We start from the raw sequence: 14,727 nt of genomic DNA, 5'->3' as shown, positions 1-14,727 counted from the left end.
TATGTATGGAGTGGCAACAGCTTTAGCAGGGGCTCAAGGAAACTATAGGTCAAATAACTTGAGCCAACTTGAAAGAAATATTAATGATATTGCGAATAAACAAGTTAGAAGTAAAGGAAATCAGACAGTAACAGACAACGGAACTCCAATTATAGGGCAGGGTGACGATGCTGATAAAGACTTGTTTATGAAAATACTTGTAGCACAAATGGGTAATCAAGACCCAATGAATCCACAAGACCCAACAGAGTATGTATCACAATTAGCTCAGTTTGCAACTTTAGAAAAGATGTCAGCTATGAACGACAAGCTAGATATACTCTTAGCTTTAAGTAACTCTACTCTAATAAACTCTGCTTTGAGTATGGCAACGTCATTAATTGGTAAGGAAGTAGAAGTATCTGGAGAAGAGAAGGAAGATGAAAACATTGTAGGTGTAGTAAAGTCCACATATATAAAAGATGGAGAGGTACACTTAGAACTGAAAGTAGATGGTAGTGATAAAACTGTAGATGTTAAATATGAAAAATTACTTAAAATAGGAGAAGTAGATACAACTTCAGGAGAAGAAAATAACCCTCCAGAGCAAGAATCTCCAGAACAAGAATAATATTAAATTAGAAAAGAGGTAAATTCATGATAAAAGCAATGTATTCAGGTGTAAGTGGAATGAAAGCAAATCAAACTAAACTAGATGTAATAGGTAACAATGTAGCAAATGCTGGGACTACTGCTTTTAAGAAAAGTTCAGCTAGAATAACAGATTCATTTTATCAAACTGTACTATATGCAAGTGCTCCAACAGCTGCGTTAGGGGGAACAAACTTAGGACAAGTAGGTGTAGGTAGTAAGATATCAAGTATAAATAAAGATATGACACAAGGAAATGTACAGCCAACTAATAGACCATCAGATTTGATGATAGATGGCGATGGGTATCTTCCAGTAGTGAGACAAGGTACAGTTATGTATACAAGAGATGGTTCTTTTAACTTAGATACAGGATTTAAAGCAGCAGCTGGACCTTTGCAAAATATCAAAGGTGGAAGACTTGTAAATGGTGATGGGTATATGTTACAAGGCGAGGTTTATAAGGGTACGTATGATGCTACTACTGGTGAATTTACTAAAAATGCTACTGCAGAAGGAAAAGAACCTATTGTAATACCACTTCAAAGCGTAAGTCCTAAAGATGGAACAGTCCAAAATGTACTAGAGTACAATATATCAAAGGATGGTACTGTAGAATTTTTATTAAGTGATGGTCAAAGAACACAGTTTGTATATCCTATACCTGATGGTAAAAAAGTAGGAGATGCATCTGGTTTAAATATTAATGATGGTAAGATTCAAAAAGTACAAACATATGCATTCCAAAATCCAGCAGGACTAGACGCAGAAGGAGGAAACCTATACAAGCCATCAGCAAACTCAGGAGACCCACAAGTAGCAGGAGCTACAGGAACAATAATACAAGGAGCAATAGAAGCTTCCAATGTAGATATAGCAGAAGAATTTACAGAAATGATAATAGCAAGTAGGTCTTTCCAAGCAAACAGTAAAATAATATCTACATCAGATGAGATACTTCAAGAAATAATAAGTCTTAAGAGATAGTAGGTACATAGTATGATAAGAGTAACGGATTTAAACGGAAGAAGCTACATATTAAACTCAGACCTTATAGTAAGAATTGACTCAGTGCCGGAAAGTAGAATATTACTTACAACAGGAGAAAAAAATCTTGTAAAAGAGTCTGTAGACGAGATAGTAGATAAAGTAATAAAGTATAAAAGGAAAATAAATGTAGGTTATATTAGGAGCGAAAAGTAATGAAAAAAACAGATTCACTGACATTCATTGGACTAATATTATCTACAGTATTAGTTTTATTTGGAGCAGTAAAAGGAAGTAGTACAGGATTAAAAAGTTTTTTTGACTTTTCATCAATATTAATAACAGTATTTGGGTCATTTGGAGCATTGATGATTACATTTACTATTGATGACATGAAACTTATAAAAAATGCACTACAATACTCATTTAAAACAACGAGTATATCAAGATTAGACTTATTGAATCAGTTTAAAGCACTTTCCAAAAAAGCGAGAAGAGAAGGCCTTTTGTCAATAGAAAGTGATGTAATGAAAATACAAGACCCATTTATGAAAAAAGGATTAGAGCTATGTATTGATGGTCTGGAAGTCAATGAAATAAGGTCTATATTAGAATTAGAGATAGATTCTGTTGAAGATACAAATAACAGATATTCAAAGATATTTAAAACTTGGGGAACATTTGCACCTGCATTTGGAATGTTGGGGACTCTAATAGGTCTTATACAAATGTTATCTGACCTTACATCACCAGATTTGATTGCTTCTGGTATGGGAAAAGCATTAATTACTACATTTTATGGTTCTCTACTTGCAAATATTGCTTTAAATCCAATTGCATATAACATAGATGAAAAAACGGAAAAAGAAGTTTACATAAAAGAAATGATGCTGGAAGGTATAATAAGTATACAATCTGGCGAAAGCAGTATAGTAGTTGAAGAACGATTAGCAACATATCTTTCAAGAAGTGAAAGACTAGAGTTCTTGAAATCTAATAAAAATACAGAAAGAGTAATTAGTAATGGCGCGTAAAAAAAATAAAAAAAAAGATGAGATAAACCCAGATGCATGGTTGGCCACTTATGCAGACACAATAACTCTAATTCTTACTTTTTTCGTATTGCTATATGCAACATCAGTTGTAGACATGGAAAAATTTAAAAATATATCAAATGCATTAAAAGGTCAGTTTTCTGGAGTAAGTATGTTTAACACAGGTTCAAGTACAAGTGCGAAGTCTCCAATAGATAGTGTTTTAGTGGATAAAAATGATAAGTCAGATTTAGAACAAGATTTAAAAGATAAGGTTAATAATTCTAACTTACAAAAGAGTGTAACAGTTAAGGATGATAGTAGAGGGATTTTATTAGAGTTAGATGACTCAATCTTATTTGACTCTGGGATTTCGGAGTTAAAAGTTGATAGTAAAGCTACTCTAAATAAAGTATATGACATGATAAAAATGATGAAAAATAAGATAGTTATAGAAGGTCATACTGATAATGTACCTGTAAAATCAAGTACACATGAGTCCAATTGGGATTTATCTTCTAGTAGAGCAGTAAGTGTTGTAAGATACTTTGTAGAAGAAAAGGGCATGGACCCTAAACTATTTTCAGCAACAGGATGTGGAGAGTATCAACCTTTAGTTTCAAATGATACAGCAAAAGGAAGAGCTGAAAATAGAAGAGTTAATATACTTATAACTATCGACTAGGAGGAAGAGTTTTGTTCAAAAATAAAAAAATTATTCTAATTATTTTGATACTGATTGTTTTCTCAGCAGGAGCAGGGTTTTTTATATTAGGTAAAGGTGGAAATGGACAAATTGATAAGATTATAGGTTTGTTTATTCCAACAGGAAAAGGTAAAGATGAAATAAAAACAGAAAATCTTGATTTAGAAGAAATGGTATTGAAGCTAGCTGATGAAGGTGTAAGATATTTAAAGGTGTCAATAACTGTGTCTTATGATGCTTCATATAAAGATATAGAAAAAAATACACCTTTAATTAGAGATAATATCATAAATTGCCTTATGGCAAAAAGAGCAGATGATTTTGCTGCTGAAAACCTAAATAATATAAAAGATGAAATAAAAAATACTTTAAATACAAATTTAGGTGGAAATGTAATACAAAACATATATTTCACAAATATAGTAGTACAATAAAAGGATGGTAAGACATGATACTTTATTTATTAAAGATATTAATATGTATTCCAATAATTTTAATATTGATAGTCTTATCTTTAAAAATTAGCCAGGGAACTTTATTAAAAAAATACAATGACAAATATGTAAAAATACTAGACATTGTAAGTATAAATAAAAACAATAGCATAATAATTTTAAAAATAGGTGAAGAAGGATGTATTATTGCATCTTCTTCAGCTAGTATGAATAAGATAAAAGATTTGACCAAAGAAGAAATATCAAAAATAGAAGATGACATTAAAGAAAGAAATTTTAAAATCCAAGATTTTAAAATGGAAAAAATCAAAGCAAAATATGATTTCAGTAGATATATTGGAAAATTTACAAAAAAGGAAGATAAGTAAATGGAACTATTATCAAAATTACCTTTGGCTGACGTACCATATACAAGTTCAATGCAATTGTTTTTATTTCTAACTGCATTAATGTTTTTACCATTTGTAATGTTCATGATGACAAGCTTTGTTAGAATAGTCATAAGTTTATCATTTTTGAAATCAGCATTAGGAGCACAACAGGCAATTCCAAGTCAAGTTTTGGTAGGGCTTGCAATAGTATTGACAATATTTATAATGAGACCAGTATTAAATGAAATAAACGAAAAGGCATTACAACCATATATTAAAGAAGAAATCACTATGGAAAAAGCTATGAAGGAAGCAGAAGGGCCTATTAAAGAGTTTTTATTAAAGCAAACTAGACAAACTGACTTAGATTTATTTGTAGAACAGGCAGGGTTAAAAGAAAAAAAATTAACTCGTGAAAATATACCCTTATCTGTTGTAGTTCCAGCTTTTGCGATAAGTGAGTTAAAAACTGCTTTTCAAATAGGTTTTTTAATATACATACCATTTTTGATAATAGACCTTGTTGTGGCAAGTGTTTTGATGTCTATGGGAATGTTTATGTTGCCTCCAGTCATGATATCATTACCATTTAAGTTGTTATTATTTGTAATGGTAGATGGATGGAACTTGATAGTAAAAACATTGATATTGGGATTTGGATAGGAGAAAAATAGTATGAGTGAATTTATGATAATGAGTGTTCTTAAAAATGGCATGTTTACAGGAGCTATGATTGCAGCTCCAGTACTAATTGTTTCTCTTGTAGTTGGACTTTTAATAAGTGTGTTTCAAGCTACAACTCAAATCCAGGAGCAAACATTGACTTTTGTACCAAAACTAATAGCAATTCTTTTAATAGTAGCTATTGGTGGAAGCTGGATGTTACATACTCTTATTAATTTTACTTCTGAGATATTCAATATGATATCTCTTATAACTAAGTAGGTAGGGTGCATATGATTTTTGTATTTATTAGAATAGTAGCCTTCTTCGGAACATTGAGAATACTATTTCCAGCTGGTACACCTGCTTTATTTAAGTCACTTTTTGCAATCATTATATCAATATTGATTTCAAGTACTATGCAAATTGAATATGCAACAAATATAGATAATATTGTAATGTTTACGTTATATGGTATAAATGAGACGATAACAGGGATTATTCTCGGATATATAACTAATCTATGTTTTTATAGTATCAGAATGGCAGGTTCTATGATGGACCAACAGATGGGATTATCAATGATTAATATGTTTGACCCAAACTCAATGGCTCAAACAACTTTAATTGATAATCTTATGAACTGGACAGCAATAATGATATTTTTTAGCATGGATGGGCATCATGTTTTAATTCGAGGTATAAGGTATAGTTTTGAGTTAATTCCAATAGGAAAATCATTTGTAGATAATAATATAGATTATATAATAAACATATTTGTGCAGTGCTTTATAACTGGATTCAAAATAGCAATACCTATTGTACTTTGTCTGCTTATGGCAGATTTTATATTAGGTCTTATATCAAGAAGTGTACCTCAACTAAACGTAATGATAGTTGGTATGCCATTAAAAATATTGGTTGGTATAGCACTATTTATCATATCAATACCTTTAATTGTCAACCAAATAAGTCACTTATTGAGTCAGATACCAAAGATGTATGAGGGAACTTTTGCACTAGCCCCCATGTTTTTTATGGGTTCAGCAGATAAAACAGAAGAAGCCACTCCAAAGAAAAAGGGAGAACAAAGAAAAAAAGGTAATATAGCAAAAAGTAGAGAATTACCCGTTGCAATGACTCTATTTGCATTCACTTTATTAGTCCCTACATTATTTTCATATGTAGTGGATACACTTAAATCTTCACTTAATCATTTTTTAAGTGTGAATTTTTATATGGACATAAATTATTCAAATCTAGAAAACTTAGTTATAGTGGGATTAATGGATTTTTTTAAGATATTTTTGCCAATAGCTATTCCATTCTTGGTTTTAGGTATAGTAGCTAACCTGTTTCAAGTGGGAATATTGTTTACTGGGGAAACTTTGAAACCAAATCTATCAAAATTAAATCCAGTTAGTGGATTCAAAAATATGTTTTCCATGAGAAGTTTATCAACTTTAATAAAGGATGTAGCGATTATATCTGTCTTAGCATACATAGGATATAAATTCTTTCAAGATAATTATTTAGATATCTTAAAGCTAGGTAATATATATCTTCCAACTTTAATGTATACAATTAAAGACTTAGTATATTCTATATTAAGTAAAATTTGCATAGCTATGATAGTTATAGCAGCTGCAGACTATTTTTATCAAAGATATAGTCATAAAAAGCAACTTAGAATGACAAAACAAGAAATAAAAGATGAATATAAAAACTCAGAAGGGGACCCAGAAATAAAAGCTAAAATAAAACAAAAACAAAGACAAATCTCATCTCAAAGGACTATGCAAGCAGTACCAAGCGCTACTGTAATAGTAACCAATCCAACTCACTTATCTATAGCAGTGAGATATGAAAAAGGAAAGGACCAAGCTCCAGTAGTAGTGGCAAAAGGTGCAGACTATTTAGCTTTTAAAATAAGGGAAATCGCAAAGGGAAATGATATCCCAATAATAGAAAATAAACCTATCGCTAGGTTGTTATATAAGCAAGTAGAAATAGACCAAGAAATTCCAGAGGACATGTATCAAGCTTTTGCAGAGATATTAGTAGCAGTATATAAAATCAAAAATAGATACAAAGTCCCAAAAAGGTAGGATAAGTAATGAATAAGTTTAATCTAAAGGAACATATGGACGTAATAGTGGCTTTTGGTGTCGTAGGAATTGTTCTTATGATGATAGTGCCATTACCTACATTTATATTAGATATTTTACTGGCAATTAACATAAGTTTATCTGTGCTAATTTTATTAATGACATTATTTACAACAAATGTACTTGATTTATCTATATTTCCAACAGTGTTACTTGTTACAACACTATTTAGATTGGGATTAAATCTTTCATCAACTAGATTGATTTTAACTCAAGGATATGCAGGTGAAGTTATAGAGGCATTTGGAAGTTTTGTTGTAGGTGGAAATTACGTAGTAGGTATAATTATATTCCTAATTATATTAATTGTTCAATTTGTCGTTATAACTAATGGTTCTGGAAGAGTATCTGAAGTAACAGCTAGATTTACGTTAGATGCCATGCCAGGGAAGCAGATGAGTATAGATGCAGATTTAAATGCAGGAGTTATAGATGACAAAACCGCTAGAAAAAGAAGAAAAGAACTCCAACAAGAAGCTGATTTTTATGGATCTATGGATGGCGCAAATAAGTTTGTAAAAGGAGATGCTATAGCAGGTCTTATAGTAACAGCAATAAACATAATAGGAGGAATTGTAATAGGAGCTGTAATGCTAAACATGACTCTTATGGGTGCAGCTCAGACTTATGTAAGACTTACTATAGGTGATGGACTTGTAAGCCAGATACCAGCTCTACTAATATCTACATCAGCTGGTATAATCGTAACAAGAGCTTCGACTGATGAAAACTTTGGTGACTTAGTAGGTAAGCAATTAACAGCAATACCAAAAGCAATAATGATGACTGGATGTGTTTTAATTGTACTTGGTATGATGCCTGGATTACCTAAACCAGCGTTTTTTTCACTGGGAATAGGTGCAATAGCAGCAGGTTACTTCTTAGGAAGAGAAAAGAAGGATACCTTAGAAGATTTAGATTTTGAAAAACCTGATATGGTAAATCCAGACAAAAACGAAGTAGAAGATGTAACAAACTTAATAAATGTAGAAGCTATAGAAGTAGAAATTGGATATGGATTAATATCTCTAGCTGATGAATCAGCAGGAGGAGATTTACTTCAGAGAATAGCATCAATAAGAAGACAATGTGCCATAGACATGGGTATCGTTGTACAACCTATAAGAATAAGAGATAATTTACAATTAAATCCGAACCAATACAATATAAAGATAAAAGGTAATGTAGTTGGTGGATATGAGATAATGCCTAATATGGTTTTATGTATGGACCCTATGAATCAAGGTTTTAATATATTTGGAATAAAGACAATTGAGCCTACTTTTGGAATAGAGGCACTTTGGATAGAAAGTGATAAGGTAGAAGATGCAGAGTTAAAAGGTTATACAGTTGTAGATTCATCCACAATACTTATAACCCATTTACTAGATATAATAAAATCCAATGCACATGAATTGCTGGGAAGACAAGAAGTTAAGACTATTATAGATGCAGCAAGAGAAAATTATAGTGCTGTAGTTGATGAATTGATACCAGATTTAATGACACTTGGTGAGGTTCAAAAAGTACTTAAAAATCTGTTGAGAGAAAAAGTAAATATAAAGGATAGGGTTACAATACTTGAAACACTTGCAGACCAGTCTCGAAATACAAAAGACATAGAGCTTCTTACTGAATATGTGAGAATAGCTTTAGCTAGAAGTATTTGTACGAATTTGGTGGATGAAGATAAGTCAATTGTAGTGGCTACATTATCTCCAGAAACTGAGGAATTAGTATCCAATAATTTACAAAGGTCTGTAAATGGAACTTATCCAGCCGTTGACCCAGAAAATACAAACAAAATATTTGAAAGTATACAAGATGTAATAGGTAATGTATATTTCAATCATAATATACCAGTAATAGTAGTATCACCAAAGATAAGAGCACCATTTAGAAAACTAGTTGAGATTGTATATCCTAATTTGACGGTACTATCATTAAATGAAATACCTAATGATGTTAAAATCAAAGCAGAAGGTGTGGTGAGCATATATGATGACGAAAAAGTATACAGCTGATACAATTCAGGATGCTATGAATCTAGCCAAAATGGAATTGGGTGACAATATTACATTAATAGATAAAAAAGAAGTAAGAAAGTCTGGAATACGAGGTATTTTTTCAAAGAGAGATATCGAATTAACTGTCGGATGGGAAAAGAGAGATAATGTAGAACAAAATGACTTGAAACGAGAGGTAGAACAATTAAAGTCAATTATAAGTAATATGGGGTTTGATAATAAGAATGACAATGATATAGATAAAATATGTAAGAACCTACTAAATCTAGAGTTAAATGAAGAAATTGTAGAGTCCATAAGAACTGACTTACAAGAAATGAAGTTCAATGGAATTGATACAAGTAAAAATTTAGTGGAAAGTCTAAAGAAAAAGATTAAAATAGAAAATCCAACGATAAATGGGAAAATCGCTCTAGTTGGACCACCAGGAGTAGGTAAGACAACTACAATAGCAAAGTTAGCTGCAAAATTAGTATTTGAGGAAAATAAAAAAGTAGGTGTAATAACTATAGATACCTATAGAATTGGTGCTGTAGAGCAGTTAAAGATATATACTGACATAATGAATATTCCTTTTAAAGGAGTAATAAGCCCTGATGAGATGGAGTTGGCACTTGATGAGATGAAAGATTGTGATGTTGTATTAATAGATACCACAGGTAGAGGATATAAAAATTCTATGCAAATACTAGAAATCAAAAATCTCATAGATAAAGCTGAAACTGATAATATACACTTAGTTTTGAATTGCACAACAAGAGAAAATGATACAAAAGCAATTATAGATTCATATAGAAACGTGAACTTTAAAAGCTTAATAATTACAAAGCTAGATGAAACAATCACATATGGTTCCATCTTTAACATAGTGAATTATGCACAAAAACCAATATCATATATTACAATAGGGCAAAATGTTCCTGATGATATTATAAAACCTAATGAAGATAAGATTATAAGATTACTATTAGGAGTTGAAAGTATATGATTGACCAAGCTCAAATCTTGAGAAAAATGGCAATAGAAAAAAAAGGACTTGATGAATTTATAGTAGATAATGGGAATGCACCTAAGATAATTACAATAGCTTCTGGGAAAGGTGGTGTTGGAAAGAGTAATCTTGCTACAAATTTGTCTATCTGCTTGACTAGGCTTAATAAAAAAGTTCTTATATTAGATGCAGATATAGGAATGTCAAATATAGATATAATAATGGGTGTAAATGTAAAAGGTACGATAATTGATGTAATTAATGGAGAAAAAAATATAGAAGATATAATTTCACAAACTAAATATGGTGTGAATATAATTTCTGGAGGTTCTGCACTTAATCATATAGAAGATTTTACAGAAGCTCAAAGAAATAAGTTTATACATAGCATAGAACAGATTCATGATGTCGATTTTATAATAATTGATACAGGAGCTGGTATGAGTAAAAGTCTATTGTCATTTATATATTGTAGTACTGAATTTTTCTTAATAACAACTCCAGAGCCAACATCATTGACTGATGCATATAGCTTACTAAAGGCTATAAGTAATTTCGGTATAAAGAGAAGTGCAAACATAATAATCAACAGGGTAATAAATTTAGAAGAGGCAAAATCTACATACAACAGAATAAAGATGGTTGTAGACAAATTTTTAAATCTTAATTTAGAGCTATATGGATATATAATAGATGATAAAAAAGTAGGAATATCTGTAAAAAAGCAGATACCATTTATTCTGGAATATCCTACAAGTAGCGCTTCAAAGTGTATTATATCTATAGCAAAGAGAATGGTAAGTCAGTCAAGAGAAGATATTGATGAGAGTAAGGGTCTACTAAGAAAAATGTTTAGTATATTTAAAAGCTAAGGAGGCGTAGTTAATGAATAGAGAAGAATTAATAAAAGAGAATATGCCTCTTGTAAAGAGTATAGCAAGAAAATTTTTTATACCTGGGAAAGGCTTTGAATATCAAGATTTAGTAAATAGTGGAGTTATTGGATTGATTGATGCAATAAATAAATTTGATGTTGAAAAAGGAGCAAAATTTTCTAGTTACTCTTATATAAAAATAAAATCAGCTATATTAGATGAAATTAGAAATCAAAGTCCAATCTCTAAGCACAATTTAACTAAAGTAAATAAATATAATAGAGTAGTAGAAAAATTACAGGCTGAGTTATTAAGAGAGCCAACTTCATATGAAATTGCAAATGAATTAAATATTTCAGAAAAGGAACTTTATGATATTGAAAATAATATAGATATGCTAAATATTGTGTCATTAAACCATGTAATCTTTGAAGATACAAATGAAACTGTACAAGATACAATAAGTGACAGAGAGGAAGATATTCCAGCAAATGTAATAGAGGAAGAAGAAAAACTAGAAATTTTATCTCAAGCAATTTGTAATTTAAGGGAAAAGGAAAAATTGATACTTTCACTGTACTATTATGAAGATTTAAATCTAAAGGAAATAGGGAAAGTGCTGGGTGTTTCAGAATCAAGAGTTTCACAACTCCACAGAAAATCAATAAGAAACCTAAGAAACAAAATAAAAGAACTTAAATATTCTATATAGATGGTGATTGATGTGAGGATACAAATTATATTAATAGTAGTGTCTATTTTGATAATAGTAACTATAATTGCAAATTTACATAAGGAATCAAAAAATAAAGATAACAGATATTTTGACAAAATATTTGAACAGGAATATGAGGCAAATGATAGATTGATAGTTGCAGAAAAAAGAAGATTCTTTTTAGATAAAGTACTTGCTGAAATAAGAAGTAATAATCATATAAAAATTTATGAAAATTATAGCTTAATGAAAACCAATGAAGAAAAAAAAGAAGATATATTTATAGAATCAAAACAGGAAATAAAACAAGAAAATGAGCTATCTCTTAAAGTGAAACATCTTATAAATTCTGGTTATGATGATGTGGAAATATGCAAGATGCTAGATATTGGAAAGGGTGAACTGTCATTAATAAGGAGTTGTTACAAAATATAAGAATGTTATTATTTGATAAAAAAGTACTTTTAGGAATAGGGATTGGTATATTAATATCAACTTTATGTATAATGCTTTTTAGTAATAATGATATGAGTAAAGCAGAGATAGAAAAAAAGGCCAGAACACTAGGTATGAAATATGCAAGTGAGATGAAAGTTTTAGAATAAATAGTCTTGTTGAACAATTTACAAAAAAGGAGGTCATAATGTGATAAGAGGATTATATACAGCAGTTTCTGCTATGATAACAAATCAACAAAAGCAAAATGTTGTTGTCAATAACCTAGCCAACATGGATACTAATGGATATAAAAGTAAACAGCTTTTAACCAAAAGTTTTGATGAATTGAAATTAGAAGGTTACAATAACTATGCAAATGGAACTAAACAAAAGCAAGAGATAGGAAAAATAAGTCCAGGTGTTTCTATGGATGAAACTATTACAGATTTTAACCAAGGTCCTATAAAACAGACTGATAATAAAATGGATGTAGCTATTCAAGGTAAGGGGTTCTTTTTGGTTAGTGATGCAGCTGGGAATCAGTTTTATACTAGAAATGGGAATTTTAGGACAGATAATCAAGGAGACCTTATAACTAGTGAAGGATACTATGTTCTTGGAACAAATACTGTTACTGGTGCTGTGGGTCATATAAATGTAGGAAATAAAAAATTTGAAGTAGCAAAGGATAATACAATATTACTGGACGGAAATGCTATGTACAAATTTAATATGGTAGATTTTAATGACTATAATAAGCTAAAAAAAGAAGGCGATAACCTATATTCTGGAGAAGGAGCTATAAAAGCAAATAATGCATATACAATACAAAATGCTATAGAGTCATCTAATGTGGATATGGTATCTGAAATCAACAATATGATGACAATTTCAAGAGAATATGAAGCAAATCAAAAGATAATTCAAGCTATGGATTCTAAATTAGCAAAAATAGCAAGCGAGATTGGTTCAGTAAGATAAATAATAGGAGGTGAATTTTTATGTACACAATGTTTTATACTAGTAAAACAGCTTTATCAGCAAATCAAAGTAAACTAGATATAATATCTAATAACATAGCAAATAATGATTCCACAGGATATAAAAAGCTAAATATAGAATATTCTGATTTAGTAGATGAAGTATTAAATAGACCATCATATCCCACAAATGGTAAAGATATATCAACTGGAACTGGTTCTAAAGTCTCAGCTCCTATGAGAAATTATGAACAAGGAGCATTAGCTCCAACAAATAGTAAAAGCGACTTGGCAATAGATGGAGAAGGGTTTTTTAGAGTAATAAGAAATGATGGTACATATGCATATACAAGAAATGGTGGATTTAATGTAGATGCTTTAGGTAAGATTGTAGATGATAATGGAAATATATTAGACGTTCAATTTGATGCAGGTTATAACTACAATAATACAAATATAAATAATACAAACTTAACAGTTTCAAGAAATGGAGATTTATCTGTAGATAATAAGAAAATAGGAAAGATAAACTTATATGAACCTATAGGAACTCAAAATTTTATATCTGAAGGAGATAGCCTATTTGTTGCAACTGATGCAGGACAAGTCAAACAAGTTGGAAAAGTGGATATAGTTCAGGGCTACAGAGAAAGGTCAAATGTTTCTTTACAAGACGAATTTGTTGACTTGATAGCTACTCAAAGGGCATTTCAAATGAATTCAAAAGGCATAAAGACAGCAGATGAAATGTGGCAAATAGCTAATAATTTAAGAGCTAAATAATTATGTAAGGTGAGGAATATTCATGTATGATATGAAAGATTATGATTTCGGCAAACCTCAGAGTTATTCAAGAGAAAATTTAACTTGTTTAAATTTTTTATTAGCTGAATTCTGTAAAAAATATAAAAACTATATAGTTTATGAACTTAAGTGTAATTCTAGTATGGTGGTTGAGAATATAGACCAAGTAAATTATCAAACCTTTTTAGATAGGGTAACATCTTCATGTTTAGTAGTACAAAATTCGATGGAACCTATTATGAAAAACTTTTCTTTTAGAATAGATAGAAGTGTAGCTGATATGTGGATTGATATAACATCTGGAGGAAATGGAGTTATAATAGATACTAAAAGAGAACTTACAGAACTTGATAAGAAATTACTTTTACATCTTATGGAGGATTTAGTAAGAAATATGCATTTATTTGAAGGCTTTGAAAACATACAAGTATTAGATACACACACACATATTAATTTACCACAATTGTGTTCACCAACTGCACCTGTATGTGTTGTAGATTTAAAAGTGCTAAATGATAATGAGTATATTGGTACGGTTTCACTTTGTTTCCCATACAATGGTTTAGAGGCCATGTTGGAAAATATTTCTGTAGTAGAATTTTTAGATATGGATGCAGGAGATAATTCAGAAGAATTCACTAAGAAAATCTATGATAGTGTATCTAATATAGAATTATCAGTTATTGCAGAGATAGGTAAAGTATCAATTAATGTTGAGGATTTACTTAAACTAGAAGTTGGAGATGTAATAGTAACAAATAAAAAGATAAATGATTATATAGATGTATATGTAGAAAATTCAAAATCATACACAGCAACACCAGGATTTATATCAAGTAAAAAGGGTGTGAAAATAAATGATGCTGTCAAAAAAGAGGTGTAA

General features: G+C 30.2%; 19 protein-coding genes. All 19 read left to right on the top strand.

The annotated features are described in order from the left end of the window. The first annotated feature begins 1 nt into the window (after window position 1). The 19 genes from KGF41_RS07665 to KGF41_RS07575 are packed head-to-tail and all read left to right on the top strand — an operon-like array spanning window position 2 to window position 14,727. Window positions 2-610: a flagellar hook assembly protein FlgD gene (locus tag KGF41_RS07665; RefSeq protein ID WP_227827769.1), complete on the top strand. Its 609-nt coding sequence runs from the start codon at window positions 2-4 to the stop codon at window positions 608-610. 26 nt (window positions 611-636) lie between these two features. Then, on the top strand, window positions 637-1,617 hold the full coding sequence (locus KGF41_RS07660) for a flagellar hook-basal body complex protein (protein WP_227827768.1): 981 nt from the start codon (window positions 637-639) through the stop codon (window positions 1,615-1,617). 12 nt (window positions 1,618-1,629) lie between these two features. Continuing rightward, entirely contained in the window at window positions 1,630-1,833 is a 204-nt protein-coding gene (locus KGF41_RS07655) for a flagellar FlbD family protein (protein WP_054268815.1), read from the top strand. Next, window positions 1,833-2,651 carry a motility protein A gene (locus tag KGF41_RS07650; RefSeq protein WP_227827767.1) on the top strand — a complete coding sequence of 273 codons (819 nt, stop codon included), beginning with the start codon at window positions 1,833-1,835 and terminating at the stop codon, window positions 2,649-2,651. Before KGF41_RS07655 ends, KGF41_RS07650 begins: the two co-directional genes overlap by 1 nt. Then, window positions 2,641-3,336, top strand: coding sequence for an OmpA family protein (locus KGF41_RS07645; protein ID WP_227827766.1), 696 nt, complete (start codon window positions 2,641-2,643; stop codon window positions 3,334-3,336). Before KGF41_RS07650 ends, KGF41_RS07645 begins: the two co-directional genes overlap by 11 nt. Before the next feature lie 11 nt (window positions 3,337-3,347). Further along, on the top strand, window positions 3,348-3,791 hold the full coding sequence (gene fliL / locus KGF41_RS07640; RefSeq protein WP_227827765.1) for a flagellar basal body-associated protein FliL: 444 nt from the start codon (window positions 3,348-3,350) through the stop codon (window positions 3,789-3,791). Window positions 3,792-3,805: 14 nt separating this feature from the next. After that, window positions 3,806-4,180 (top strand): flagellar biosynthetic protein FliO, encoded by a 375-nt coding sequence (locus KGF41_RS07635; protein WP_227827764.1) that lies wholly within the window; start codon window positions 3,806-3,808, stop codon window positions 4,178-4,180. Continuing rightward, entirely contained in the window at window positions 4,181-4,846 is a 666-nt protein-coding gene (gene fliP, locus KGF41_RS07630; RefSeq protein WP_021382683.1) for a flagellar type III secretion system pore protein FliP, read from the top strand. A gap of 12 nt (window positions 4,847-4,858) precedes the next feature. Further along, the gene (gene fliQ / locus KGF41_RS07625; RefSeq protein ID WP_227856540.1) at window positions 4,859-5,128 is read left to right on the top strand and encodes a flagellar biosynthesis protein FliQ; all 270 of its coding nucleotides are present in this window, start codon (window positions 4,859-4,861) and stop codon (window positions 5,126-5,128) included. Window positions 5,129-5,139: 11 nt separating this feature from the next. Beyond that, window positions 5,140-6,954, top strand: coding sequence for a fused FliR family export protein/FlhB family type III secretion system protein (locus KGF41_RS07620; RefSeq protein ID WP_227856539.1), 1,815 nt, complete (start codon window positions 5,140-5,142; stop codon window positions 6,952-6,954). A gap of 8 nt (window positions 6,955-6,962) precedes the next feature. Continuing rightward, on the top strand, window positions 6,963-9,038 hold the full coding sequence (flhA, locus tag KGF41_RS07615) for a flagellar biosynthesis protein FlhA (protein WP_227827760.1): 2,076 nt from the start codon (window positions 6,963-6,965) through the stop codon (window positions 9,036-9,038). Next, a complete protein-coding gene (flhF, locus tag KGF41_RS07610; protein ID WP_227856538.1) occupies window positions 9,013-10,029 on the top strand; it encodes a flagellar biosynthesis protein FlhF in 1,017 nt (338 codons plus the stop codon). Before flhA ends, flhF begins: the two co-directional genes overlap by 26 nt. Next, entirely contained in the window at window positions 10,026-10,904 is an 879-nt protein-coding gene (locus KGF41_RS07605) for a MinD/ParA family protein (protein ID WP_227827758.1), read from the top strand. Before flhF ends, KGF41_RS07605 begins: the two co-directional genes overlap by 4 nt. A 13-nt stretch (window positions 10,905-10,917) precedes the next feature. After that, entirely contained in the window at window positions 10,918-11,619 is a 702-nt protein-coding gene (locus tag KGF41_RS07600; protein ID WP_227827757.1) for a sigma-70 family RNA polymerase sigma factor, read from the top strand. A gap of 12 nt (window positions 11,620-11,631) precedes the next feature. Continuing rightward, a complete protein-coding gene (locus tag KGF41_RS07595; RefSeq protein WP_227827756.1) occupies window positions 11,632-12,057 on the top strand; it encodes a DUF6115 domain-containing protein in 426 nt (141 codons plus the stop codon). Between the two features lie 2 nt (window positions 12,058-12,059). Further along, window positions 12,060-12,227, top strand: coding sequence for a flagellar protein (locus KGF41_RS07590; protein WP_227842630.1), 168 nt, complete (start codon window positions 12,060-12,062; stop codon window positions 12,225-12,227). Between the two features lie 40 nt (window positions 12,228-12,267). After that, window positions 12,268-13,041: a flagellar hook-basal body complex protein gene (locus tag KGF41_RS21125; protein ID WP_227856537.1), complete on the top strand. Its 774-nt coding sequence runs from the start codon at window positions 12,268-12,270 to the stop codon at window positions 13,039-13,041. Window positions 13,042-13,061: 20 nt separating this feature from the next. Then, window positions 13,062-13,823: a flagellar hook-basal body complex protein gene (locus KGF41_RS07580; RefSeq protein ID WP_227827753.1), complete on the top strand. Its 762-nt coding sequence runs from the start codon at window positions 13,062-13,064 to the stop codon at window positions 13,821-13,823. A 22-nt stretch (window positions 13,824-13,845) separates the two neighbouring features. After that, window positions 13,846-14,727: a FliM/FliN family flagellar motor switch protein gene (locus KGF41_RS07575; RefSeq protein WP_227842629.1), complete on the top strand. Its 882-nt coding sequence runs from the start codon at window positions 13,846-13,848 to the stop codon at window positions 14,725-14,727.

It is taken from the genome of Clostridioides sp. ZZV14-6150 (assembly GCF_020657875.1).
Taxonomy (GTDB): domain Bacteria; phylum Bacillota; class Clostridia; order Peptostreptococcales; family Peptostreptococcaceae; genus Clostridioides.
The sequence above is the reverse complement of the archived record's forward strand: the minus strand, read 5'-3'. Positions and strand labels throughout refer to the sequence as shown.

What these genes read in the sequence shown, in the direction of transcription:
- KGF41_RS07665 (WP_227827769.1), top strand. Translation starts at nt 2, where the DNA reads ATGTATGGAGTGGCAACAGCTTTAGCAGGGGCTCAAGGAAACTATAGG.
- KGF41_RS07660 (WP_227827768.1), top strand. Translation starts at nt 637, where the DNA reads ATGATAAAAGCAATGTATTCAGGTGTAAGTGGAATGAAAGCAAATCAA.
- KGF41_RS07645 (WP_227827766.1), top strand. Translation starts at nt 2,641, where the DNA reads ATGGCGCGTAAAAAAAATAAAAAAAAAGATGAGATAAACCCAGATGCA.
- KGF41_RS07575 (WP_227842629.1), top strand. Translation starts at nt 13,846, where the DNA reads ATGTATGATATGAAAGATTATGATTTCGGCAAACCTCAGAGTTATTCA.
- KGF41_RS07620 (WP_227856539.1), top strand. Translation starts at nt 5,140, where the DNA reads ATGATTTTTGTATTTATTAGAATAGTAGCCTTCTTCGGAACATTGAGA.
- KGF41_RS07590 (WP_227842630.1), top strand. Translation starts at nt 12,060, where the DNA reads ATGTTATTATTTGATAAAAAAGTACTTTTAGGAATAGGGATTGGTATA.
- KGF41_RS07650 (WP_227827767.1), top strand. Translation starts at nt 1,833, where the DNA reads ATGAAAAAAACAGATTCACTGACATTCATTGGACTAATATTATCTACA.
- KGF41_RS07635 (WP_227827764.1), top strand. Translation starts at nt 3,806, where the DNA reads ATGATACTTTATTTATTAAAGATATTAATATGTATTCCAATAATTTTA.
- flhF (WP_227856538.1), top strand. Translation starts at nt 9,013, where the DNA reads ATGATGACGAAAAAGTATACAGCTGATACAATTCAGGATGCTATGAAT.
- fliQ (WP_227856540.1), top strand. Translation starts at nt 4,859, where the DNA reads ATGAGTGAATTTATGATAATGAGTGTTCTTAAAAATGGCATGTTTACA.
- KGF41_RS07580 (WP_227827753.1), top strand. Translation starts at nt 13,062, where the DNA reads ATGTACACAATGTTTTATACTAGTAAAACAGCTTTATCAGCAAATCAA.
- fliP (WP_021382683.1), top strand. Translation starts at nt 4,181, where the DNA reads ATGGAACTATTATCAAAATTACCTTTGGCTGACGTACCATATACAAGT.
- KGF41_RS07655 (WP_054268815.1), top strand. Translation starts at nt 1,630, where the DNA reads ATGATAAGAGTAACGGATTTAAACGGAAGAAGCTACATATTAAACTCA.
- KGF41_RS07600 (WP_227827757.1), top strand. Translation starts at nt 10,918, where the DNA reads ATGAATAGAGAAGAATTAATAAAAGAGAATATGCCTCTTGTAAAGAGT.
- flhA (WP_227827760.1), top strand. Translation starts at nt 6,963, where the DNA reads ATGAATAAGTTTAATCTAAAGGAACATATGGACGTAATAGTGGCTTTT.
- KGF41_RS07605 (WP_227827758.1), top strand. Translation starts at nt 10,026, where the DNA reads ATGATTGACCAAGCTCAAATCTTGAGAAAAATGGCAATAGAAAAAAAA.